The sequence below is a fragment of the Onishia taeanensis genome (genome assembly GCF_013349955.1).
Taxonomy (GTDB): domain Bacteria; phylum Pseudomonadota; class Gammaproteobacteria; order Pseudomonadales; family Halomonadaceae; genus Onishia; species Onishia taeanensis_B.
In genome coordinates this window covers 33,582-55,555 of the sequence record NZ_JABVXC010000014.1, presented here as the reverse complement: position 1 = coordinate 55,555, position 21,974 = coordinate 33,582, and the positions used below count along the sequence as shown (strand labels likewise).

The window sequence follows — 21,974 nt, the reverse complement described above, 5'->3', positions numbered from 1 at the left end:
ACGCCAGCGCGGGAGCCTGACTCCCGCGTTGGTGTTTCCGCACTGTCGCTACGGAGGCGGACAGACCCATGTCCAAACGTGATTACTATGAAGTTCTGGGCATCGAGCGCGGGGCCGACCAGAAAGAGGTCAAGAAAGCCTACCGACGCCTTGCCCAGAAGTTTCACCCGGACCGCAATCCGGATGACGAAGGTGCGCAGCAGAAGTTCCAAGAGGTCTCCGAGGCCTACGAGGTGCTGAGCGACGCCGAGAAGCGTGCGGCCTACGACCAGTTCGGTCATGCCGGTGTCGATGGCCAGGCCGGCGGTGGTTTCGGCGGCGGCGCCGGTGCCGGCGGCTTCAGCGATATCTTCGGCGATGTGTTCGGCGACATCTTCGGCGGCGGTGGTGGTCGACGCCACCCGAACGCCCCGCAGCGCGGCTCCGACCTGCGCTACAACCTCGAGCTCGATCTAGAGGATGCGGTGGCCGGCACTTCGGTGGATATCCGTGTGCCACGCCACGTCGAATGCGGCCGCTGTGACGGCGGTGGTGCCGAGCCCGGCTCCACCAAGGAAACCTGCCCGACCTGTGCCGGCCACGGCCAGGTGCGCATGCAGCAGGGCTTCTTCGCCGTGCAGCAGACCTGCCCGACCTGTCACGGCAGTGGCCAGCAGATCAAGGTGCCGTGCCACGAATGTCATGGCGAAGGTCGCGTGCGCGAGACGCGTACCCTGTCGGTGAAGATTCCCGCGGGCGTCGATACCGGCGATCGCATTCGCCTCAACGCCGAAGGCGAGGCCGGCATCAACGGTGGCCCGCCCGGCGATCTCTACGTGCAGGTGGCGATCAAGCCGCACAAGATCTTCCGCCGCGACGGGCGCGATCTGCAGTGCGAAGTGCCGATCAACTTCGTCGACGCCGCCCTCGGCGGTGAGCTCGAAGTGCCGACCCTGAATGGCCGGGTCAAGCTGAAGATTCCGCCCGAGACCCAGACCGGCAAGCTGTTCCGCATGCGCGGCAAGGGCGTCAAGCCGGTGCGCGGCGGCCCAGCAGGCGATCTGTTGTGCAAGGTCGTGCTGGAGACACCGGTCAAGCTCAGCGATGACCAGAAGGACCTGTTGCGCCAGTTCCAGGACAGCCTGGAAGGCAGCAACAACCATCACTCGCCGAAGAAGACCAGCTTCTTCGACGGCGTGAAGAAGTTCTTCGAGGACATGAAACCGTAAGTCGGTTTCTTTCCTTAAGGACCAAGGCCCCGCTCTCTGTTAAGGGAGCGGGGCTTTTGTGTCTGAAGATGGGAATAATTCCTGATTACCGTGTACCATATTGCCTCGCTCGCCGGTGAGCCGCCTTTTCGATGGCACGTCGCGGCGCCCCTTGGGACTCGATTAGACCGATAAGGACACTCATGGACGATGTTGCGGATCGGTCTTTGGCCGGCATTCTGCTCAGGCTGCTATCAGGCATCCTCTTCACCGGGATGATGGTATGCGTCAAGGCGGTGAGCGTGGATGTGCCGCTGGGGCAGACCGTGTTCTTTCGCTCGCTGTTCGCGCTGTTGCCGATCGTGATCTTCATGGCCTGGCGGCGGGAGTTCCCGAGGGCCCTGGCGACTCGCCGCCCGCTCGGGCACCTGATGCGCTCGGGGCTGGGAGCGGCGGCCATGTTTGCCTCCTTCGCGGCCGTGGCGAGACTGCCGGTGGCCGAAGCCACCCTTCTGGCACAGCTGTCGCCGGTGGCCATGGCGGTGGGCGGGGTGCTGCTGCTGGGCGAGCGGTTTTCCCTGCACCGGGCGCTCGCCCTGGCGCTGGTGCTCAGCGGCGTCGCGGTGCTGGTGGTGCCGGACCTGCAGGGCCCTCAGGAAGGCGTGCGTGTGCTGGGGTATCTGTTGGGTATCCTGGCGGCCTTGCTGACGGCGGGGGCATTGATGACCGTGCGGCGCATTTCGCGCACCGAAACGGCGGCCTCCATCGCCTTCTACTTCGTGATGGTCACGACCCTGGCGGGGCTGGCGACACTGCCGCTGGGTTGGGTGGCCGTATCCGGCGAGACCCTTGGCTTGCTGGTGCTGTCGGGGCTGTTCGGCGGGGCGGCGCATATCTGCATGACGCTGGCGCTGCGCTACGCCGAGGTCTCGCGTCTGGCGCCGTTCGAGTATGTGGCGCTGATCTGGCCGGTACTGGCTGACCTGTGGATATTCGGCCTGCCACTCACCAGCGGCTTCTTGCTGGCCCTGCCGCTGGTGTTGGGCGGTGCGGCCCTCGCGGGCTTCGAGGGACGGTTTAAACGGCTGCTTCGACGATGAGCTGGGGGCGCCCCATCGAGCATGGCTCGATACGGGCATCGACCTGAAAGACGTGGCGCAGCAATGTCGGGGTCACCACCTGCTCGGTGGTGCCGCAGGCCACCAGCTGGCCGTTTTCCAGCACCATGGCCTGGTCGGTGAAGCGCAGCGCATGGCCGATGTCGTGTAGCGAGGCGATGACCAGCATCTCCCGCTCGCGGGCCAGCCGCCGCAGGATGCTTAGCAGGCTGATCTGGCGGTGAAGGTCCAGCGCCGAGGTCGGCTCGTCCAGGAGCAGGATTTCGGGCGCCTGCACCAGCGCTTGCGCCGCGCTCACCAGCTGCCGCTGCCCGCCGCTGAGGTCGCCGATATCGCGCTTGCTCAGTGTTTCGATGCCCAGGTCCTCGAGGGCGCGATCCACCTCGCGCAGGTCTTCGGGCTGAACCTTCAGGCTACGCCCCTGCATGCGTGCCAGCAGCACCGATTCGTAGACCGTTAGCACCGCAGTGGACCCCGTTTCCTGGGGCATGTAGGCCACCGGGCGCTCGCTGGTGGCGCCCTCGATACGCACTTCGCCGCCGCCCTTGAGCAGCCCAAGGATGCGCCGAAAGAGGGTCGACTTGCCGGCGGCGTTGGGGCCTAGCAGAGACACGATCTGGCCGCCGGCGAAGGTGGGCGTGGTGATCTCCGAGAGAATTTGGCGCCGGCCGTAGTGTGCCGAAAGGTGTTCTAGCGTAAGCGTTACCATGAAGCCTTCTTGTGGCGTAGCACGAGGAACAGGAAGAACGGAATGCCCACCAGCGAGGTGATGATGCCGATGGGGATAATGGTGCCGGGCAGGATGATCTTCGACAGCACGGAGCCAACCGAGAGGATCAGGGCGCCGCAGAGCGCCGAGCCAGGCAAGAAGAAACGTTGGTCTTCCCCCAGCAGCATGCGGGCGATATGCGGCCCGACCAGGCCGATAAAGCCGATGGTGCCGACGAAGGCAACCGAGATGGCGGCCAGCAGCGAGACCAGCACCAGCACCTCTAAGCGCAGCGCCCTCGGGTTGACGCCCAGGCTCTCGGCCTTGGCATCGCCCATGCGCATGGCGGTCAGCGCCCAGCCATGACGCGCCAGCAGCGGCAGGATAACGGCCAGCACGCCAAGGGCGATCCACAGCTTGGACCAGGTGGCCTTGGTCAGGCTGCCCATGGTCCAGAACACCACCGCCGACACCGCTTGCTGGCTGGCGAAGAACTGGATCAGTGCCATCAGCGAGTTGAAGATGAACACCATGGCGATGCCCAGCAGCACGATGGTCTCGATGGTGACGCCGCGCCGCATGCTCAGCAAATGAATGGCGCCGGCGGTCAGCATGGCCATCACGAAGGCATTGATCGGGATGATGTAGTCGACCGCCGTCGGCACCAGAGACACTCCAAAGGCCAGTGCCAGCGCGGCGCCGAAGCTGGCGCCGGCGGAGATGCCTAGCGTGAAGGGGCTGGCCAGCGGGTTGCTGAGGATGGTCTGCATCTGGGCGCCGGCGATCGATAGGCTGGCGCCCACCACCAGTGCCATCAGCGCGACAGGCATGCGGATTTCCCACAGGATGACCCTGACCGGCTCGCTCACGACGTCCGGTGTCAGCAGGGCGGTGATCACTTGGCCCAGGCCATAGCGCGCTGGCCCAAGTGCCAGGTCAAAGCATAGGCTCAGGGCAAGCGCCAGGGTGAGGGCGGCCAGAATCAGCTGGCGCTTGATCACCAAGGCGCGGTAGAACCCTCCTTCTTTCGGGGCGGCGGTGCTTAAGGCCGTCTCAGTGCTCATTCAAGGAAACCCAATATCCGGCTTGGTAATCGACCGGCAGGAAGCGCTCATGCAGGGTCTTTAGCGTCGCCTCTGGGTCCAGGTCGCTGAACAGTTCCGGATGCAGCCATTTGGCAAGCTGCTGCACGGCCACGAAGTAATAGGGACTGTTGTAGAACTGGTGCCAGATGGCGTGGAAGTTGTCATTCTTGACGGCGTTGATGCCGGTCATGGCGGTGCGCTCGGTCAGCGCTTGAAGCTTTTCTCTGGCCACGTCCAGGTCGGCACCCGGCCCCACGCCGACCCAGTTTCCGTCGGGCACATAGGCGTCCCAGCTGCCGCCGGTGACGACCACGTGGTCGGGGTTGGCAGCGATGATCTGCTCGGGATTGAGGGTGCCGAAGGTGTTGGGAATGATATCGGCGGCGATGTTGGTGCCGCCGGCGAGCTCGACATACTCACCGAAGTTGGCCGGCCCGAAGCTCATGCAGCAGTCTTCCGAGTAGCCGCCGGCACGGTCAACGAAGACCGTCGGGCGCTCGGGGTCGGCAGCCTCGATCATGTCGGTGACGCGAGCCATCTGTGCTTCGGCGAAATCGATGAAGGCCTGCGCCTTTGCCTCATCGCCCAGCAGGCGGCCCATCAGGCGCATGGAGGGGATGGTGTGCCTGATGGGATCCTCGCGGAAGTCCACATAGACGATCGGGATGCCGAGCTGGGCCAGCTTGTCGTCGTAGGCGGCATCCTCGGTAGCCGCCTTGGCTTCGAGGTTCATCAGCACCACGTCCGGCTGCAGCGTGGCGGCCTGCTCGACGTCGAAGGTACCATCCTTGAAGCCGCCGAAGGTTGGGATGTCCTTCAGTCCTGGGAACTCGGCGGCATAGGCCGCGTAGTTGTCCGGATCGGCCTCGGAAAAGTCCTTGCGCCAGCCGACCACGTGCGCGAAGGGATCTTCGGGCTCCAGTGCCCCCAAGAGATAGATTTGGCGGCCTTCGCCCAGGATCACGCGTTCCACTGGAGCCTCGACAGTGACCTCGCGGCCGGCGATGTCCGTGACGGTGATGGGATCGGCCTGAGCGGCCATGCAACTGAGGGCGATGGCCGTGCCAATGACGGGCTTGAGCAGTGAGGTATGCATGTGCGGATGTCGTACTCGTTGTTGGGTCACGTCGAAATCGGTCAGCAGGAGCTGATGGATTCGGTTACTTTCTGGTTTTGATTCTTATTTGCAAATGGGGCGCAGTATGTCGCAATCCCCCAGCAGCGTCCAGAGAGCTTGGGTGCTGTTGACCCTTAGGGGTGGCGCTCTTTGAGGCGCGGTCTTAGGCTGAAGCCTCATCACTTAGGAGTGCAGAGTTCACGATGCCCATTTCACGTACCGAAATTCCCACTGAATCCGGGGACAAGCTGATCAAGCGCCTGTGCAAGCACTGGGCGCACAAGTTTCAAGTCGAGCACGAAGAGGGGCATGGTCGTGTCCATTTCGACGCTGGCACCTGTCTGATGGAGGCCGATGCCACGCACTTGCGAGTGGCCGTCGAGGCGCTGGATGTCGAGAGCCTCGATACGCTCGAAGGCGTGGTGGCGAGCCACCTGGAGCGCATGGCCGGCGATGAGCCGCTGACATTGGTCTGGGAAAACTGACTAGACGCGCTCGATGATCCTCAAGGCTCACCTCGGCCTGCTGCTGTGGGCACTGCTGGTCGGCCTGTCGTTTCCGGCGGTGGGGCTGATCGGCGCTGACCTGCCGCCGATGTTGCTGACGGCGCTGCGCTTTGCGGTAGCGGCAATGGCGCTCTGGGGGCTGGCCAGGCGAGCGCCGGATCGCTGGCCCCTTGGCGCTGCCTGGCTGCTTTATGGGTTGATGGGGTCGTGCCTCGCCGGCTTCTTTGCGGCCATGTTCTGGGCGGCTCACTATGCGACGGCGCTATCGATGGCCACGCTGTTCGTCAGTGTGCCGTTGCTGGCCTTTTTATTCGGCCTCGCCGCGGGGCTCGAACGACGCGGCTGGCGGCTGCCCCTGATTCTTGCCATGGGCGCCGCCGGGGCGCTGCTGTTGGCGCTTGCCGAGGCCGGAAGTCAGGACGGTACAGGCTCCGAGGTCGTGTTCGGGTGTGGCGAGGCGGTGTTTCTGCTTGGCTGCATGGCCAGTGCGCTCTATCCGGTATTGTCCAAATGGGGGCTTGCTCGAGGTTGGCTGTCGACTTCGGCGACGGTGCGGGCCTTCTGGAGTCTAGCGCTGGGTGGTGGCCTGATCGGCGCCATGGGCCTTGTCGTTGAGCCTGCTGCGGCGCTATCCACGATGCGCCTCCGAGATGTCCTGGTCGTGGTCTACCTGGGGCTTTTCTCCAGCGCCGTGACCTTCTGGTTGCAACAGCGGGCCACCGCCGTGCTCACCCCCGCTGCCGTGACGGCCTATGGCTACCTTGTGCCCTTCGTGTCGATGCTGCTGCTGTTTCTTCAGGCGCCCGATCGGCTTGGCTGGGCATGGTTGCCGGGTAGCGTGCTGGTGCTGGCGGCGATGGCATTGCTGTGGCGCGACGATGTCCTCAGTCGCTGGGCAGCGAGAAACAGCTGAGCAGGGTCGTCTGCAGGGCGATGAAGTTGTCGTCGCTGACCATCAGGAAGCGGCCATCATCGAGCCGTGTCAGCCCCTCGAAGTTATCCAGTCGCCAGCCCTCGCCGCTGGAAAGGCGCGCGAGGGTTTCGACCTCGGCCTCCCCGCTGTCGGTGAGGCGCACGCGACGCAGGCTGATCACCAATGGCGCCGGCGGCGCGAAGGCTCGCTCCAGCGCCAGCAGGGTGTCGCCGTTTCCTTCCAGAGCCGTCAGGCCGCTGCCGGCTTCCGGCGCCAAGGTGTAGCGCCACTGTCGGCCGCTGGCGGGGGCGAACAGGCGAGTAATGCCCGCAGGCATGCCCTCAGGTGGGCCTTCCAGGCCGACGACCAAGCCCTCGCGACGGTCGATAGCGAGTGCCTCGGCGCCGGCGTTGAAGTCGGCGCCCTCGAAGCCGGTTGGCCGCATGGGCTGCCCCACCGGCTGGCCGTCAGGAGTGAAACGTTGCAGGCGGTGTTGGCGCTCAAAGCCAACCAGCAGGGTAGCGTCGCCAGCAACTCCGTTGGCGCCATCCTCGACGATCAGCGATTCGGCATCCGCCGCGTCGTCCTCGAGCGGCTGGCCATCGGCACTCTTGAGAGGCAGGGTAGCGAGCAGGCTGAAGCCGCTTAGCCTGCCGGCCGTGAAGTCGAGGCGCGCCTGGTACAGCTGGCCTCGATCGGATAGCAGGTAGAGCCGCTGGGCGTCGCTGTCCCAGCCCAGTGCCGAGAGGCCGCCCAGCGCCGTGCCGTTCAGGGGGCTACCCCCGCCCTCAGGCTGCCATTCGGAGGGCAGTTTGAGGGTGCCACACTCCTCGATGCCTGGCTGGGGCGCGCCGGTGGGCGGGGCCAGCTGGGTGGGGCTAACGCCGCCCGCACAGCCCAGGGGCACCAGGGCGAGGGTGATCATGACAGGCAGCAGCCAGACGGCAATGCGCAGCAGCAGGCGCCGGGGCTGTGTACGAGCGCCTGCTCGCGGGTCTGCGTGATGAGCTGAGTGAGGGCACGAGACAGGCCAGTAGGGCCGATAGGGACGAGGCATGGTGGCAACCGGTGTGATGATCCCTTCGAGCTTAGGCCAGTCGCGAGTCGTGCGCATGACAGACGCGGTGCGTCGACCCTTGCTATACTCCCGCGACTTTTGTACGACGTCGTTCCACTGACACGACCTGCCTCGTGATGCTCCGCGATTTGCCCCCGCGAGTGTCGCCAACCGCCTGGAGACCCTATGTCCTCTCACGCTACCCGCATTGCCATCGTCGGTGCCGCTGGCCGCATGGGCCGCACCCTGGTCAGCGCCGTCACTCAGGATCCGGAGGCCATTCTGGCCGCGGGCATCGTCGAGTCCGGTAGCTCGCTGGCGGGTGCCGATCTCGGCGAGCTTGCGGGTCTCGGCAAGCTCGGCGTGGTGGCAAGCGACTCCCTTGCCGCCGTGCTCGATGACGTCGATGTGCTGATCGACTTCACCGCCCCGCAGGTGACGCTTTCCAACCTGGCGCTGTGCGCCGAGCATGGCAAGGCGATCGTGATTGGCACCACCGGGCTTTCCGACGATGAGCTCGCCGAGCTCGACGGCTATCGTGACCGGGTGCCGATGGTCTTCGCGCCCAACATGAGCGTCGGCGTCAACCTGACCCTCAAACTGCTGGAGACCGCCGCCAAGGCCTTGGGCGATGAGGGCTACGATATCGAGGTGATCGAGTCTCACCATCGCCACAAGGTCGATGCGCCCTCCGGCACGGCCCTGAAGATGGGCGAGGTGATGGCCGATGCGCTGGAGCGCCCCCTCAAGGAATACGGCGTCTTCGAGCGGGTCGGCCAATGCGGTCCCCGCATCGACAAGGAGATCGGTTTCGCCACCGTGCGCGCCGGCGATATCGTCGGTGAGCACACGGTGATGTTTGCCACCGAAGGCGAGCGCATCGAGATTACCCACAAGGCCTCGAGCCGCATGACCTTTGCCAAGGGCGCGGTGCGTGCGGCGCGCTGGGTGTCCGGCCGTGAGGCCGGCCGCTATGACATGCAGGATGTGCTTGAACTGAAGTAACGCAAACCCTCACGGCCTCTGGCGTCCATTGGACCAAAGGGCTAGCCGCCGGGCGGTGATTCCGGTAACATAGATCAAATTTTTTGGCAGGGCGATGTTGCCACGCTTGTAGCGAATCGCACCTCGCTTGTAGCGAATCGCCCCAGCAGGCACCGAGCGAATGACAACAAGCGGGATGAAACCGGTTTTTCGGGTTTCGTCCCGCTTTTTTACGAGCCGCCGGCAGCACCCGCCGCCAGAAAGCACACTAGTCGTCGGACGATGAGGCCGTTGCCCCTGACGGTCTCCTGAGCATGGGAGGAAGTTGCGTTGAACAAACCCGCGATATTGGCCTTGGAAGATGGCAGCGTATTCCATGGCACCGCGATCGGCGCCGATGGGCAAACCAGCGGTGAAGTGGTGTTCAATACCGCCATGACCGGTTACCAAGAAATTCTCACCGACCCCTCCTACACCCGACAGATCGTCACCCTCACCTATCCCCACATCGGCAACACCGGCATCAATTCAGAAGACGTCGAATCCGGCGCCATTGCCGCTGCCGGTCTGGTGATCCGCGATCTGCCGCTGCTGGCCAGCAACTTTCGTAGCGAGCAGCGCCTCGACGACTACCTGAGAAGCCAGAACGTGCTCGGTATCGCCGATATCGATACCCGCCGGCTGACCCGCATCCTGCGGGACAAGGGTGCTCAGAACGGTGCCATCCTGGCCGGCCCGGATGCCGAAGGCGATGACGCCGTCGAGCGCGCCCTGGCTGCGGCCAAGGCCTTCCCGGGCCTCAAGGGCATGGATCTGGCCAAGGTGGTGTCCTGTCAGAGTCCGTATGAGTGGAGCGAAGGCGAGTGGACCCTGGGTCAGGGCTATGCCGATACCGCCGCCGATGAGCGCCCCTTCCATGTGGTCGCTTATGATTTCGGCGTCAAGCGCAACATCCTGCGCATGTTGGCCTCCCGCGGCTGCCGCCTGACCGTGGTGCCGGCCCAGACCCCGGCCGCCGAGGTGCTGGCGCTCAACCCGGACGGTATCTTCCTGGCCAATGGCCCGGGCGACCCCGAGCCCTGCGATTACGCGATCACGGCGATCCGCGAGATCCTCGACACCGAACTGCCGGTGTTCGGCATCTGCCTGGGTCATCAGCTGCTGGCGCTGGCCAGCGGTGCCAAGACCACCAAGATGAAGTTTGGCCACCACGGCGCCAACCATCCGGTCCAAGACCTCGAGAGCGGCCAGGTGATGATTACCAGCCAGAACCACGGCTTTGCCGCCGACGAAGCGAGCCTGCCGGACACGCTGCGCGCGACGCATCGCTCGCTGTTCGATGGCTCGCTGCAGGGCATCGAGCGCACCGATCGCCCGGCGTTCAGCTTCCAGGGCCACCCTGAAGCGAGCCCCGGCCCGCGCGATGTCGCGCCGCTGTTCGACAAGTTCGTTGACCTGATGCAGGCCCGCCGCTAAGCGGCTCCTGCTCGATCGCGCCGTCGTCTGTCACCTTTTTTCTGCGGGAAACGTCATGCCCAAGCGTACCGATATCCAGAGCATCCTGATCATTGGCGCTGGCCCGATCGTCATCGGCCAGGCCTGCGAATTCGACTATTCCGGCGCCCAGGCCTGCAAGGCTCTGCGCGAGGAGGGCTACCGGGTCATCCTGGTCAACTCCAACCCGGCGACCATCATGACCGACCCGGTGATGGCCGATGCCACCTACATCGAGCCGATCACCTGGGAAGCGGTGGAGAAGATCATCGAGGCCGAGCGCCCCGATGCGGTGCTGCCGACCATGGGCGGCCAGACCGCGCTGAACTGCGCTCTGGAGCTCGACAAGCACGGCGTGCTCGACAAGTACGGCGTGGAGATGATCGGTGCCAATGCCGATACCATCGATAAGGCCGAGGATCGTGATCGCTTCGACCAGGCGATGAAGAAGATCGGCCTGGAGTGCCCCAAGGCCAAGGTCGCCCACTCCATGGACGAAGCCTGGGAAATCCAGGCCGAGCTCGGCTTCCCGACCATCATCCGGCCGTCCTTCACCATGGGCGGCTCCGGTGGCGGCGTGGCCTACAACAAGGAAGAGTTCCAGGAGATCTGCGACCGCGGCTTCGAGCTTTCCACCAATCATGAGCTGCTGATCGACGAGTCGCTGCTCGGCTGGAAGGAATACGAGATGGAGGTCGTTCGTGACAAGAACGATAACTGCATCATCGTCTGCGCCATCGAGAACTTCGACCCGATGGGCGTGCACACCGGCGATTCGATCACCGTGGCCCCGGCCCAGACGCTGACCGACAAGGAATATCAGATCATGCGCGACGCATCGCTTGCGGTGCTGCGCGAGATCGGCGTCGAGACCGGTGGCTCCAACGTGCAGTTCGGCGTCGACCCGAACACCGGCCGCATGGTGGTGATCGAGATGAATCCGCGGGTGTCGCGTTCATCGGCGCTGGCCTCCAAGGCCACCGGCTTCCCGATCGCCAAGATCGCCGCCAAGCTGGCGGTGGGCTACACCCTCGATGAGCTCAACAACGACATCACCGGCGGTCGTACCCCGGCGTCCTTCGAGCCGGCCATCGACTACGTCGTCACCAAGATTCCGCGCTTCACCTTCGAGAAGTTCCCCCAGGCCAACGATCGCCTGACTACCCAGATGAAGTCGGTGGGCGAGGTGATGGCGATCGGTCGTACCTTCCAGGAGTCGCTGCAGAAGGCACTGCGTGGCATGGAAACCGGCAAGGACGGTCTCGACCCGGTGGTCGACGACTATTCGCCGGAGAGCATGGCGCACGTGAAGGGCGAGCTGCAGGCCGCCGGCGCCGAGCGCATCTTCTATATCGCCGACGCCATGCGCGCCGGTCTTTCCGTCGACGAGATCTTCGCGCTGACCAACGTCGACCGCTGGTACCTGGTGCAGCTCGAGGACCTGATTCGCCACGAGGAAGACCTCAAGCGCCGCTCGCTGTCCGACTTGAGTGGCCGCGAGATCTTCGCACTCAAGCGCAAGGGCTTCAGTGACGCTCGCCTGGCGGCCCTGCTCGGCGTGTCCGAGGGCGAGTTCCGCAAGACGCGCCACGGCCATGACGTGCGCCCGGTCTACAAGCGCGTCGACACCTGTGCCGCCGAGTTCGCCTCCGACACCGCCTACATGTACTCCACCTACGAGGAGGAGTGCGAGGCCGAGGTCAGCGACAAGAAGAAGATCATGGTGCTGGGCGGCGGGCCCAACCGCATCGGCCAGGGTATCGAGTTCGACTATTGCTGCGTGCACGCGGCGCTCGCCATGCGCGAGGATGGCTTTGAAACCATCATGGTCAACTGCAATCCGGAGACCGTGTCCACCGACTACGACATCTCCGACCGTCTCTACTTCGAGCCGGTGACCCTGGAGGACGTGCTGGAAATTGCCGACAAGGAGCGCCCGGAGGGCGTGATCGTGCAGTTCGGCGGCCAGACGCCGCTCAAGCTGGCGCGCGCCCTTGAGGCCGCCGGCGTGCCGATCATCGGCACGACTCCGGATGCCATCGACCGCGCCGAGGACCGTGAGCGCTTCCAGCACATGATCGATAAGCTGGGCCTCAAGCAGCCGCCCAACGCCACCGCCAGAAGCTTCGAGGATGCCTTTGCCAAGGCCGAGGCCATCGGTTACCCGCTGGTGGTGCGCCCCTCCTACGTGCTGGGCGGCCGGGCGATGGAAATCGTCTATTCAGCCACCGAGCTGGAGCGCTATATGACCCATGCGGTCAAGGTCTCCAACGACTCGCCGGTGCTGCTGGACCACTTCCTCAAGGCGGCCATCGAGGTCGATGTGGACGCGGTCAGCGACGGCGAGCAGGTGGTGATCGGCGGCATCATGCAGCACATCGAGCAGGCCGGCGTGCACTCCGGTGACTCTGCCTGTGCGCTGCCGCCGTATTCGCTGCCGGCCGATGTGCAGGACGAGATGCGTGACCAGATCAAGCGCATGGCGGTGGAGCTCAATGTGGTGGGTCTGATGAACGTGCAGCTCGCCTGGCAGGACGGCGAGATCTACGTCATCGAGGTCAATCCGCGCGCCTCGCGTACCGTACCCTTCGTGTCGAAGTGCATCGGCACCTCGCTTGCACAGGTCGCGGCGCGCTGCATGGCGGGTCAGACCCTGGCCTCTCAGGGCTTCACCCGCGAGATCGTGCCGCATTTCTACAGCGTCAAGGAGGCGGTCTTCCCCTTCAACAAGTTCCCGGGCGTCGACCCGATCCTGGCGCCGGAGATGAAGTCTACCGGTGAGGTGATGGGCTCGGGCGAGACCTTTGCCGAGGCCTTCTACAAGGCGCAGCTGGGCGCTGGCGAGGCGATTCCGCGCCTGACCGGCGAGCGCAAGGCCTTCCTGTCGGTCCGCGAACCCGACAAGGAGGGCGTTATCGAGGTGGCCCATTCTTTGATAGAATTAGGCTTTACCCTTTGCGCCACCCGCGGCACTGCACGCGCCCTCGAGGCCGCGGGCATTGCCGTCGAGTCCGTGAACAAGGTCAATGAAGGCAGGCCGCATATCGTCGACATGCTCAAGAACGACGAGGTGGCCTACATCGTCAATACCACCGAGGGGCGCCAAGCCATCACCGACTCCTCGGTCATCCGTCGCACCGCCCTCGCCCGCAAGGTCCCCTACGCCACCACGTTGGCGGGGGCGCGGGCCGTTTGTCTGGCGCTTGAGTACGGCAATCAGATCACGGTGCGGCGGCTTCAGGAACTGCATGCAGGAGCGACACAATGAACAAGGTCCCGATGACCGTGGCCGGCGAGCAGAGCCTGCGACAAGAGCTTGAACAGCTCAAGAGCGTGGAGCGCCCCCAGGTGATCGCCGCCATCGCCGAGGCCCGTGAGCACGGCGATCTCAAGGAGAACGCCGAATACCATGCCGCTCGTGAGCAGCAGGGCTTTATCGAAGGTCGTATCCAGGAGATCGAGGGCAAGCTCTCGAGCTCTCAGGTGATCGACGTCACCAAGCTGCCCAAGACCGGCAAGGTGATCTTCGGCGTGACCGTCGAGCTGATCAATCTGGATAACGACGAGGAAGTGCGCTATCGGATCGTTGGCGAGGACGAAGCCGACATCAAGTCCGGCAAGATCTCGGTCACCTCTCCGATCGCCCGTGCCCTGATCGGCAAGGAAGAGAGCGATGTGGTCGTGGTCAAGACCCCCGGCGGCGAGGTCGAATACGAGATCGGCAGCGTCGAGCACCTCTGACCCCAGCTCGAAGCCTTAAGCTGGAAGCTGGAAGAAAAACACCCCCGCAGCGCCGCTGCGGGGGTGTTTCGATTTCTGAAGCTGTTGATCCTGCTGGGCTTCCAGCTTCCAGCTTCCAGCTCGCGCGAAGCGCGTCAGCGCCGGCCGTGGTGCTCTTCGAAGCGCTTGATATTGGAGAGCTTGGGATTGGCCTTGGGGTTGGCGCGGTAGAGCAGCACCACCTTGCCGATGCTCTGCACGTTGACGGCGCCAGCGGCCTTGGTCAGCTCGGCGATTACGGCAGCGCGGTCGTCACGCTCGGGGATGGCCAGCTTGACCTTGATCAGCTCATGGTCGCCCAGGGCGCGGTCGAGTTCCGCCAGCACGCCCTCGGAGATGCCGTTCTCGGAGACGGTCACGACCGGGTTGAGGTGATGGCCGATGCTGCGCAGTGCTTTCTTTTGTGCCTGTGACAAGCTCATGATATCTTGATCGTTCCGGTTGTGCTGACAGATTGTGCTTAACAGGCCATGGTACGTGGAAGTCAGCCTTTGCGAAAGCGTTGGTCTTTGTGAAAGCCTTTGCGAAAACATTGCCTCCACGCAAGCCATGTGACCGGCCCCTCTAGTAGTTATTAGTCGTTATTCGATCCCCCAAGCATTTCAGGTGATGACGTGGCACGCTCCACCAGCTCCAAGAGTGCCGGGTCACGCGGTGGCCAGGCCAGCAAGACCAGCGGTAATTGGCTCAAGGAACACTTCGACGACCAGTATGTGCAGCGCTCCTGGCAGGATGGCTATCGCAGTCGGGCAAGCTACAAATTGCTTGAGCTGGATGCCAAGGACAAGCTGTTCAAGCCAGGCATGACGGTCATCGATCTGGGCGCGGCCCCGGGCGGCTGGAGCCAGGTCGCCGCCGAAAAGGTCGGTGAGCGAGGGCTGGTGATCGCCTCTGACATCCTCGAGATGGATGCGCTGGCCGACGTGACCTTTCACCAGGGCGATTTCACTGAGGAATCAGTGCTCGAGGCGATCCTCGAAACCCTCGGTGAGCGGCGGGTAGACCTTGTTATGTCGGATATGGCCCCCAATATGAGTGGTATGGCAGCGATCGATCAGCCGCAGGCGATGTATCTGGTCGAGCTGGCCCTTGATCTGGCCCGCCAGACGCTTTCACCCGGCGGCCGCTTTCTAGCCAAGGTCTTCCAGGGCGAAGGCTTCGATGCCTACCTCAAGGACTTGCGCGGAAGTTTTACCAAGGTCATGACCCGCAAGCCGGAGGCTTCCCGAGCGCGTTCGCGGGAAGTCTATCTGCTGGCGGACGGTTTTCGCGGCTGATCCCTTTTAGGGTTGCGCCGCTTGGGCGAGGGCTGAGTGCCCGTCGCCGGCCATAGCGATTGGCTATGGTTCTCATGTACGGACATGTACTGCCGAGTGTGCGATGCTGATCGATGCTGGCGTTGGGTGGTTGAACGCGCCGGGCTCCTGTAGTGTCGAACGCATAACCACGTTGGCAGTTTGATTTCAGCAATGAGGGTATTCCCTTGAATGATATGGCGAAGAACCTGATCCTGTGGTTGGTCATCGCGGCGGTGCTGCTGACGGTGTTCAACAACTTCAGTGTCGAGAACTCACCGCAGACGATGAACTACTCTCAGTTCGTCCAGCAGGTGCAGAACCAGCAGGTCCGCACGGTCACCATCGATGGCTACACCATCACTGGTGAGCGCACCGACGGGTCGGATTTCCAGACCATTCGGCCGTCTGCGCAAGACCCCAAACTGATGGATGACCTGTTGGCCAACGATGTCACCGTGGTCGGCAAGAAGCCCGAAGAACAGAGCCTTTGGACGCGGCTCTTGATCGCCAGCTTCCCGATTCTGATCATCCTCGCCATCTTCCTGTTCTTCATGCGTCAGATGCAGGGCGGTGCCGGCGGCAAGGGCGGGCCGATGAGCTTTGGCAAGTCCAAGGCCAAGCTGCTCTCCCAAGATCAGATCAAGACCACCTTCGCCGATGTCGCCGGCTGCGACGAGGCCAAGGAAGAAGTAGAGGAACTGGTCGACTTCCTGCGTGACCCGTCCAAGTTTCAGCGCCTGGGGGGCACCATTCCCCGTGGCGTGCTGATGGTGGGCCCGCCGGGTACCGGTAAGACGCTGCTCGCCAAGTCCATCGCCGGTGAAGCCAAGGTGCCGTTCTTCTCGATCTCTGGCTCCGACTTCGTCGAAATGTTCGTCGGTGTCGGTGCGTCACGTGTGCGTGACATGTTCGAGCAGGCCAAGAAGCAGGCCCCTTGCATCATCTTCATCGATGAGATCGATGCCGTGGGCCGCTCGCGTGGCGCCGGCATGGGCGGTGGCAACGACGAGCGCGAGCAGACATTGAACCAGCTGCTGGTCGAGATGGATGGCTTCGAAGCCAACGAAGGCGTTATCGTCATTGCCGCCACCAACCGTCCCGACGTGCTCGACCCGGCGCTGCTGCGTCCGGGCCGCTTTGACCGTCAGGTTACCGTCGGCCTGCCGGACATCCGTGGCCGCGAGCATATTCTCGGCGTTCACCTGCGCAAGGTGCCACTGGCGGATGACGTCAAGCCGTCACTGATCGCCCGCGGTACTCCCGGCTTCTCCGGCGCCGACCTGGCCAACCTGGTCAACGAGGCAGCCCTGTTCGCCGCGCGTCGCAACAAGCGCCTGGTGGGCATGGAAGAGCTCGATCTTGCCAAAGACAAGATCATGATGGGCTCTGAGCGCAAGTCGATGGTCATGACCGACAAGGAAAAGCTCAACACCGCTTATCACGAGTCCGGCCATGCCATCATCGGCCTAGTGATGCCCGAGCATGACCCGGTCTACAAGGTCACCATCATTCCCCGTGGCCGGGCGCTGGGCGTAACGATGTTCCTTCCCGAGGAAGACCGTTACAGCCTGTCCCGTCAGCAGATCATCAGTCAGATCTGTTCGCTGTTCGGTGGCCGGCTGGCCGAGGAAATGACGCTGGGTCCGAACGGCGTCACCACCGGCGCCTCCAACGACATCAAGCGTGCCACCGAGCTGGCCCACAACATGGTGGCCAAGTGGGGCCTGTCCGAAGAGATGGGGCCGATCATGTACGACGAGGACGAGTCGCATCAGTTCCTCGGCGGCGGTGGCCAAGGTGGCGGCAAGTTCAAGTCCGGCGACACCACCACCAAGCTCGATCATGAGGTGCGTCGCATCATTGATGGCTGCTATGCTCAGGCCAAGCAGATCCTTGAGGACAATCGCGACAAGCTGGACGCCATGGCTGAAGCGCTGATGCAGTTCGAAACCATCGATGCCGATCAGCTCGCCGACATCATGGATGGCCGTCCGCCGCGCCCGCCCAAGGATTGGGATGATGACGGCGGCAGTGGTTCACCGGTCGGCGGTGCACCCAGCGCTGACGATCAGGCCAGCGGCAAGGAAGACGACAAGGACGCGTCTAACGCCGATGAGGACGACGAAGAGCCGCGTCGCCGTCCCTCCGACCCCTTGGGTGGCCCCGCCGGCCATTAAGGCAGGGCATCCCAGCAAGACGCGAGGCGCCCCTAGTGGGCGCCTCTTGCGTTTATTGGGTATCATGCGCACCAGCATCCCCCGCGCGGGGCCAATCGCCAGTCAGCAGGATCAAGCAAGCCATGAATGACGGACAAGGCGCCAATGCGCTGCAGTGCGGCCGGCATCGCCTGGATATTTCCTTTCCCCGCGTGATGGGGATCCTCAACGTGACTCCGGACTCCTTCTCCGACGGTGGCCAGCATGCGGCCATCGACGATGCGCTGCGCCATGCCGAGCGCATGCTGGCCGAGGGCGCGGCGATCATCGACGTGGGCGGCGAATCGACCCGCCCTGGAGCAAGCGAGGTATCACCCCAGCAAGAGCTCGATCGGGTCGCTCCGGTCGTCGAGCGCCTGGTGCGCGAGCTGGATGCGCTGGTATCGGTCGATACCAGCGCCCCCGAGGTCATGCGCGAGACCGCCGCGTTGGGTGCAGGCATGCTCAACGATGTCAGGGGCCTGCGCCGTGAGGGTGCGTTAGGGGCGGCCGCACACAGTGGCCTGCCGGTGTGCGTGATGCACATGGCCGGCGAGCCTGACACCATGCAGCGTGCCCCGGGCTATGAACAGCCGGTGGAAGAGGTGGTCAAGGCCTTTCTCGAGGAGCGCATCCGTGCCTGCGAGGCGGCGGGTCTGCGGCGCGAACGCCTGATCCTCGATCCGGGGTTCGGCTTTGGCAAGAGTGTTGAACATAACCTGCGCCTGCTCAACCGCCTGGCGGACCTCAAGGATCTGGGGCTGCCGATTCTCGCCGGCATGTCGCGCAAGAGCATGATCGGCAAGGTGCTCGATCGCCCGGTCGAAGAGCGCCTGCCGGGTAGCCTGGCGCTGGCGGCGCTGGCTGTCGAGCGCGGCGCACGGATTCTGCGTGTCCACGATGTGGGGCCCAGTGTGGATGCCGTGAACATGACTTGGGCCGTGATGGAGGAGGGGGTTACCCCATGAGCAGACGTTATTTTGGTACCGACGGTATCCGTGGCACCGTGGGCGATTACCCGATCACTCCTGACTTCATGCTCAAGCTTGGCTGGGCCGTGGGGCGCGTACTGGCCCGTGAGGGGCGCACCAAGGTGCTGATTGGCAAGGATACCCGGATCTCCGGCTATATGTTCGAGTCGGCACTCGAGTCGGGCCTCTCGGCGGCCGGCGTCGATGTCTCGCTGCTGGGGCCGATGCCGACACCGGCCATTGCCTATCTGACCCGCACCTTTCGGGCCCATGCCGGGATCGTGATTTCTGCGTCGCACAATCCCTTCGAGGATAACGGCATCAAGTTCTTCTCCGCCGAGGGTGCCAAGCTCCCCGACGAAATCGAGGAGCGCATCGAGGAGATGCTCGAGGCGCCGTTGACTACCGTGGCGCCGGACCGGCTCGGCAAGGCTGTGCGCATCGACGATGCGCCGGGGCGCTACATCGAGTTCTGCAAGTCGACGGTGCCCGACCGGGTCAGTCTGCATGGCTTGAAAATCGTCCTCGATTGCGCTCATGGTGCGACCTATCACATCGCGCCCAGTGTTTTCCGCGAGCTCGGCGCCGAAGTCAGCGTGGTCGGCGCTAGCCCCGACGGTCTCAATATCAATCATGAGGTTGGCTCGACGCACCCGGCCAGCCTGCGCGCGGCCGTGATCTCGCGAGGCGCTGACCTGGGTATCGCTTTCGATGGTGACGGTGATCGGGTCCTGCTGGTCGATGCCGACGGCCGTGAACTCGACGGCGACGACATCCTGTTCCTGATCGCCCGCGACCGTCATGCTCGCGGTGAGCTGGGTGGCGGGGTCGTCGGCACGCTGATGTCCAACTTCGGCCTCGCGGCGGCACTGGAGGCGCTGGAGATTCCCTTCGAGCGCGCCAAGGTCGGCGACCGCTATGTGATGGAGCGCCTGGTGGCCAACGGCTGGCAGTTGGGTGGTGAGTCCTCCGGGCACATCGTCTGTGGCCACATCCAGACCACTGGCGACGGCATTGTCTCGGCGCTTCAGGTGCTGGCGATCATGGTCCGCGAGGGCCAGACGCTGGCCAAGCTACTGGGAGGCTTCGAAAAGGCGCCTCAGGCCTTGGTCAATGTGCGCCTCGATGCCACCACCGATCGCGGCGCACTGATGAATAGCGAGTCGCTCAAGAAGGCCGTGGCCAGCGTCGAGGCGGAGCTCGGCAATGAAGGGCGTGTGCTGTTGCGTCCCTCCGGCACCGAGCCACTGGTTCGGGTGATGGTCGAGGGGCGGCCTCATCTCGATGTGGATGGCTTGGCCAGACGACTGGCCGGCGAGGTCGAGTCGCTGGCTGACTGAGCCACACCCGCTGATGGCCGGCATGCCTTGTGGTGTGCTGGTTGTCATGCTATGAGCGCTCCTATACCATTTCGCACCACCTTGAAAGAGGACCGACTATGCGTACTCCGCTGATTGCCGGTAACTGGAAGATGAATGGCTCGCTGGCGCTGGTCGATAGCTTCGCTCGCGCCCTTGCAGAGCGCGGCGTTCCCGCGACGGCCGACGTGGCACTGATGCTGCCGGCACCCTATCTGCATGCCGCTCATCAGGCATTCGCTGAATTGCCGGTAGCGCTGGGCGGCCAGACGCTGTATCACCAGCCGAGCGGTGCCTTCACGGGCGAAGTCAGCGCTAGCATGCTTGGCGACTGTGGGGCCCGTTATGTGCTGGTCGGTCACTCCGAGCGGCGCGAGCTGTTTGGTGAGGACGATGCCGAGGTGCTGGCTAGGGTGAAGGCGGCACTCGGCGCTGAGCTCACGCCGGTACTGTGCGTCGGTGAGACCCTCGAAGAGAGAGATGCCGACCGCACCGAAGCGGTGGTGCTCGGGCAACTGGCCGCGGTCTTCGACGCTCTCGCCGCGGATGAGCGGTCTCGAATGGTGGTGGCCTACGAGCCGGTCTGGGCCATCGGTACCGGGCGTACCGCGACGCCTGAACAGGCTCAGCAGGTGCATGCGGCGCTTCGAGCGCATCTTGCGACCTATGATCCGACGCTGGCCGAGGGCCTGCGTCTGTTGTACGGCGGCAGCATGAAGGCTGCCAATGCCGCCGAGCTGCTCGCGCAGCCGGACATCGACGGCGGTCTGGTAGGAGGAGCCTCTCTCCAGGTCGACGATTTTCTAGCCATTTGCCAGTCAGCAGGTTGAACCCCATGCAAGTTGCCTTTCTCATGATCCACGTGGCGATCGCCATCGCCTTGGTCGTCCTCGTCCTGCTGCAGCAGGGCAAGGGCGCCGATGCCGGCGCCTCCTTCGGCGGCGGTGCCTCGCAGACCGTGTTCGGGTCCCGCGGCAGCGGCGGCTTCCTGTCCAAGTTCACGGCGCTGCTGGCGGCGGGTTTCTTTGCCACGTCTCTGACGCTTGCCTACTTTGCCTCCCAGGCCGGCCAGGCGCCTGAAACCGGCATTCCGGACGCCAAGGTAGTGGAGCAGCAAAACAACGTGCCAACGCTTGACGACTCCTCATCCGATATGGATAATACAGCGCCAGTGCTAGAGGAGAGCGGCAACTAAGTCGGTCTCAATTAGTGCTCCCCTGATGCCGAAGTGGTGGAATTGGTAGACACGCTATCTTGAGGGGGTAGTGACCTTACGGTCGTGCGGGTTCAAGTCCCGCCTTCGGCACCATCTGAAACGCCTTGTTATGCCGAGGCCTTCAGTAGCAAGATTGGCATTCAGGTGATTGTCACTCCCACGGCAAGGTAAGAGTTCTTGACGTGAGCCAGAGTGGCAGGTAATATAGCCGACCTGTGATGCGGGGTGGAGCAGTCTGGTAGCTCGTCGGGCTCATAACCCGAAGGTCATCGGTTCAAATCCGGTCCCCGCTACCATTTAGGCCGTCAAAAGACGCCAAATGGTATATAAGGATTCTTGTGAAAGGCCCCTTCCAGTGAAGGGGCTTTTTGTTAGTAGCTCATCTGTTAGCCGTTCCCCTGTTGCCGGCCTTCGCTGGTGACACGCCAATCAGCCACCTCGCTTCCTCTTCATCTCCCGGCCAGGTGCCTGACGCAACGGCTGTAGGAGTCTTCGTCTGTGGCAATCAAGGACGCTGCGCTATACGCGTTAATCGAGCCGGTGGCCTCCGCCATGGGCTTCGAGCTCTGGGGGCTCGACTACCTGTCCCAGGGCAAACACTCCCGCCTGGTGATCTATATCGATGGCCCCAACGGCGTGACCGTCGACGACTGTGCCGATATCAGCCGCCAGATCAGTGCGGTCATGGATGTCGAAGACCCAATCGCCGGCGAGTATCGGCTTGAGGTGTCGTCCCCTGGCTTGGACCGGCCGTTGTTCACCCTCGATCATTTCGAACGCTTCAAGGGGCATGTGGTGGCGATCAAGCTACGCACGCCCTTCGACGGCCGTCGCAAGTTCCAGGGGCTGCTGGCCGGTATCGAAGAAGACGAAGTGTTGTTGCAGGTTGAAGGCGAGGAGTACTGCTTTCCCATCGACAGCATCGATCAGGCGCGTGTCGTGCCCCAGTTCGAGGATTGAGGTCGATGCATAAGGACAGGTTTTCT

At 63.7% G+C, this 21,974-nt stretch carries 20 protein-coding genes and 2 tRNA genes; 17 read left to right on the top strand and 5 right to left on the bottom strand.

The features are described from left to right. Window positions 1-68 precede the first annotated feature (68 nt). Both dnaJ and HUS66_RS14910 read left to right on the top strand, forming a co-directional pair. On the top strand, window positions 69-1,208 hold the full coding sequence (gene dnaJ / locus HUS66_RS14915; protein ID WP_175071907.1) for a molecular chaperone DnaJ: 1,140 nt from the start codon (window positions 69-71) through the stop codon (window positions 1,206-1,208). 182 nt (window positions 1,209-1,390) lie between these two features. After that, on the top strand, window positions 1,391-2,287 hold the full coding sequence (locus HUS66_RS14910) for a DMT family transporter (RefSeq protein WP_175071905.1): 897 nt from the start codon (window positions 1,391-1,393) through the stop codon (window positions 2,285-2,287). On the opposite strand, the gene HUS66_RS14905 is transcribed toward HUS66_RS14910, so the two are convergent. From HUS66_RS14905 to HUS66_RS14895, 3 genes are read right to left on the bottom strand one after another with little or no spacing between them, the layout of a single operon-like run. Next, window positions 2,265-3,014, bottom strand: a complete 750-nt coding sequence (locus tag HUS66_RS14905) for an ABC transporter ATP-binding protein (protein WP_175071903.1) — start codon at window positions 3,012-3,014, stop codon at window positions 2,265-2,267. The two genes, HUS66_RS14910 and HUS66_RS14905, sit on opposite strands and share 23 nt — an antisense overlap. Continuing rightward, complete coding sequence (locus tag HUS66_RS14900; RefSeq protein WP_175071901.1) at window positions 3,008-4,078, bottom strand: FecCD family ABC transporter permease; 1,071 nt, start codon at window positions 4,076-4,078, stop codon at window positions 3,008-3,010. Before HUS66_RS14900 ends, HUS66_RS14905 begins: the two co-directional genes overlap by 7 nt. Beyond that, complete coding sequence (locus HUS66_RS14895; protein WP_175071899.1) at window positions 4,068-5,195, bottom strand: ABC transporter substrate-binding protein; 1,128 nt, start codon at window positions 5,193-5,195, stop codon at window positions 4,068-4,070. The genes HUS66_RS14900 and HUS66_RS14895 overlap by 11 nt, the downstream gene beginning before the upstream one ends. A gap of 224 nt (window positions 5,196-5,419) precedes the next feature. On the opposite strand from HUS66_RS14895, the gene HUS66_RS14890 reads away from it, so the two are divergent. Beyond that, window positions 5,420-5,701, top strand: coding sequence for a DUF2218 domain-containing protein (locus HUS66_RS14890; protein WP_175071897.1), 282 nt, complete (start codon window positions 5,420-5,422; stop codon window positions 5,699-5,701). 13 nt (window positions 5,702-5,714) lie between these two features. Then, a complete protein-coding gene (locus HUS66_RS14885) occupies window positions 5,715-6,635 on the top strand; it encodes a DMT family transporter (protein WP_175071895.1) in 921 nt (306 codons plus the stop codon). On the opposite strand, the gene HUS66_RS14880 is transcribed toward HUS66_RS14885, so the two are convergent. Next, window positions 6,607-7,560, bottom strand: a complete 954-nt coding sequence (locus HUS66_RS14880) for an esterase-like activity of phytase family protein (protein ID WP_175071893.1) — start codon at window positions 7,558-7,560, stop codon at window positions 6,607-6,609. The two genes, HUS66_RS14885 and HUS66_RS14880, sit on opposite strands and share 29 nt — an antisense overlap. Window positions 7,561-7,878: 318 nt before the next feature. Between HUS66_RS14880 and dapB the strand changes: the two genes are divergently transcribed. The 4 genes from dapB to greA all read left to right on the top strand — a co-directional run bounded on the left by dapB (window position 7,879) and on the right by greA (window position 13,911). Next, complete coding sequence (dapB, locus tag HUS66_RS14875) at window positions 7,879-8,697, top strand: 4-hydroxy-tetrahydrodipicolinate reductase (protein ID WP_175071891.1); 819 nt, start codon at window positions 7,879-7,881, stop codon at window positions 8,695-8,697. A gap of 309 nt (window positions 8,698-9,006) precedes the next feature. Further along, window positions 9,007-10,152 (top strand): glutamine-hydrolyzing carbamoyl-phosphate synthase small subunit, encoded by a 1,146-nt coding sequence (carA, locus tag HUS66_RS14870; protein WP_175071889.1) that lies wholly within the window; start codon window positions 9,007-9,009, stop codon window positions 10,150-10,152. Window positions 10,153-10,207: 55 nt separating this feature from the next. Next, on the top strand, window positions 10,208-13,438 hold the full coding sequence (carB, locus tag HUS66_RS14865) for a carbamoyl-phosphate synthase large subunit (RefSeq protein WP_175071888.1): 3,231 nt from the start codon (window positions 10,208-10,210) through the stop codon (window positions 13,436-13,438). Then, window positions 13,435-13,911 (top strand): transcription elongation factor GreA, encoded by a 477-nt coding sequence (greA, locus tag HUS66_RS14860; RefSeq protein ID WP_112055920.1) that lies wholly within the window; start codon window positions 13,435-13,437, stop codon window positions 13,909-13,911. Before carB ends, greA begins: the two co-directional genes overlap by 4 nt. A gap of 134 nt (window positions 13,912-14,045) precedes the next feature. Here greA and yhbY read toward each other — a convergent pair whose 3' ends face one another. Then, window positions 14,046-14,372: a ribosome assembly RNA-binding protein YhbY gene (gene yhbY, locus HUS66_RS14855; RefSeq protein ID WP_175071886.1), complete on the bottom strand. Its 327-nt coding sequence runs from the start codon at window positions 14,370-14,372 to the stop codon at window positions 14,046-14,048. A 192-nt stretch (window positions 14,373-14,564) separates the two neighbouring features. Here yhbY and rlmE point away from each other — a divergent pair, with 192 nt between their 5' ends. From rlmE to rimP, 9 genes are all read left to right on the top strand, one after another. Further along, window positions 14,565-15,227, top strand: a complete 663-nt coding sequence (gene rlmE / locus HUS66_RS14850; protein ID WP_175071884.1) for a 23S rRNA (uridine(2552)-2'-O)-methyltransferase RlmE — start codon at window positions 14,565-14,567, stop codon at window positions 15,225-15,227. A 206-nt stretch (window positions 15,228-15,433) separates the two neighbouring features. Next, entirely contained in the window at window positions 15,434-17,425 is a 1,992-nt protein-coding gene (gene ftsH / locus HUS66_RS14845) for an ATP-dependent zinc metalloprotease FtsH (RefSeq protein ID WP_175071882.1), read from the top strand. A gap of 122 nt (window positions 17,426-17,547) precedes the next feature. Then, complete coding sequence (folP, locus tag HUS66_RS14840) at window positions 17,548-18,411, top strand: dihydropteroate synthase (RefSeq protein WP_254628853.1); 864 nt, start codon at window positions 17,548-17,550, stop codon at window positions 18,409-18,411. Then, a complete protein-coding gene (gene glmM, locus HUS66_RS14835; protein WP_175071880.1) occupies window positions 18,408-19,754 on the top strand; it encodes a phosphoglucosamine mutase in 1,347 nt (448 codons plus the stop codon). The genes folP and glmM overlap by 4 nt, the downstream gene beginning before the upstream one ends. A 98-nt stretch (window positions 19,755-19,852) precedes the next feature. Then, window positions 19,853-20,602, top strand: a complete 750-nt coding sequence (gene tpiA, locus HUS66_RS14830) for a triose-phosphate isomerase (protein ID WP_175071879.1) — start codon at window positions 19,853-19,855, stop codon at window positions 20,600-20,602. A 5-nt stretch (window positions 20,603-20,607) separates the two neighbouring features. Then, window positions 20,608-20,967: a preprotein translocase subunit SecG gene (gene secG / locus HUS66_RS14825; protein ID WP_175071877.1), complete on the top strand. Its 360-nt coding sequence runs from the start codon at window positions 20,608-20,610 to the stop codon at window positions 20,965-20,967. 27 nt (window positions 20,968-20,994) lie between these two features. Continuing rightward, a tRNA-Leu gene (locus tag HUS66_RS14820) sits at window positions 20,995-21,081 on the top strand. Between the two features lie 126 nt (window positions 21,082-21,207). Continuing rightward, window positions 21,208-21,284, top strand: a tRNA-Met gene (locus HUS66_RS14815). A 202-nt stretch (window positions 21,285-21,486) separates the two neighbouring features. Then, the gene (gene rimP / locus HUS66_RS14810; protein ID WP_175071875.1) at window positions 21,487-21,948 is read left to right on the top strand and encodes a ribosome maturation factor RimP; all 462 of its coding nucleotides are present in this window, start codon (window positions 21,487-21,489) and stop codon (window positions 21,946-21,948) included. Window positions 21,949-21,974: the final 26 nt, after the last annotated feature.

Bases quoted from the DNA above. Each gene is read 5' to 3' on its own strand.
- dnaJ (WP_175071907.1), top strand. From the start codon at position 69: ATGTCCAAACGTGATTACTATGAAGTTCTGGGCATCGAGCGCGGGGCC.
- HUS66_RS14910 (WP_175071905.1), top strand. From the start codon at position 1,391: ATGGACGATGTTGCGGATCGGTCTTTGGCCGGCATTCTGCTCAGGCTG.
- HUS66_RS14905 (WP_175071903.1), bottom strand. From the start codon at position 3,014: ATGGTAACGCTTACGCTAGAACACCTTTCGGCACACTACGGCCGGCGC.
- HUS66_RS14900 (WP_175071901.1), bottom strand. From the start codon at position 4,078: ATGAGCACTGAGACGGCCTTAAGCACCGCCGCCCCGAAAGAAGGAGGG.
- HUS66_RS14895 (WP_175071899.1), bottom strand. From the start codon at position 5,195: ATGCATACCTCACTGCTCAAGCCCGTCATTGGCACGGCCATCGCCCTC.
- HUS66_RS14890 (WP_175071897.1), top strand. From the start codon at position 5,420: ATGCCCATTTCACGTACCGAAATTCCCACTGAATCCGGGGACAAGCTG.
- HUS66_RS14885 (WP_175071895.1), top strand. From the start codon at position 5,715: ATGATCCTCAAGGCTCACCTCGGCCTGCTGCTGTGGGCACTGCTGGTC.
- HUS66_RS14880 (WP_175071893.1), bottom strand. From the start codon at position 7,560: ATGATCACCCTCGCCCTGGTGCCCCTGGGCTGTGCGGGCGGCGTTAGC.
- dapB (WP_175071891.1), top strand. From the start codon at position 7,879: ATGTCCTCTCACGCTACCCGCATTGCCATCGTCGGTGCCGCTGGCCGC.
- carB (WP_175071888.1), top strand. From the start codon at position 10,208: ATGCCCAAGCGTACCGATATCCAGAGCATCCTGATCATTGGCGCTGGC.
- greA (WP_112055920.1), top strand. From the start codon at position 13,435: ATGAACAAGGTCCCGATGACCGTGGCCGGCGAGCAGAGCCTGCGACAA.
- yhbY (WP_175071886.1), bottom strand. From the start codon at position 14,372: ATGAGCTTGTCACAGGCACAAAAGAAAGCACTGCGCAGCATCGGCCAT.
- folP (WP_254628853.1), top strand. From the start codon at position 17,548: ATGAATGACGGACAAGGCGCCAATGCGCTGCAGTGCGGCCGGCATCGC.
- glmM (WP_175071880.1), top strand. From the start codon at position 18,408: ATGAGCAGACGTTATTTTGGTACCGACGGTATCCGTGGCACCGTGGGC.
- tpiA (WP_175071879.1), top strand. From the start codon at position 19,853: ATGCGTACTCCGCTGATTGCCGGTAACTGGAAGATGAATGGCTCGCTG.
- secG (WP_175071877.1), top strand. From the start codon at position 20,608: ATGCAAGTTGCCTTTCTCATGATCCACGTGGCGATCGCCATCGCCTTG.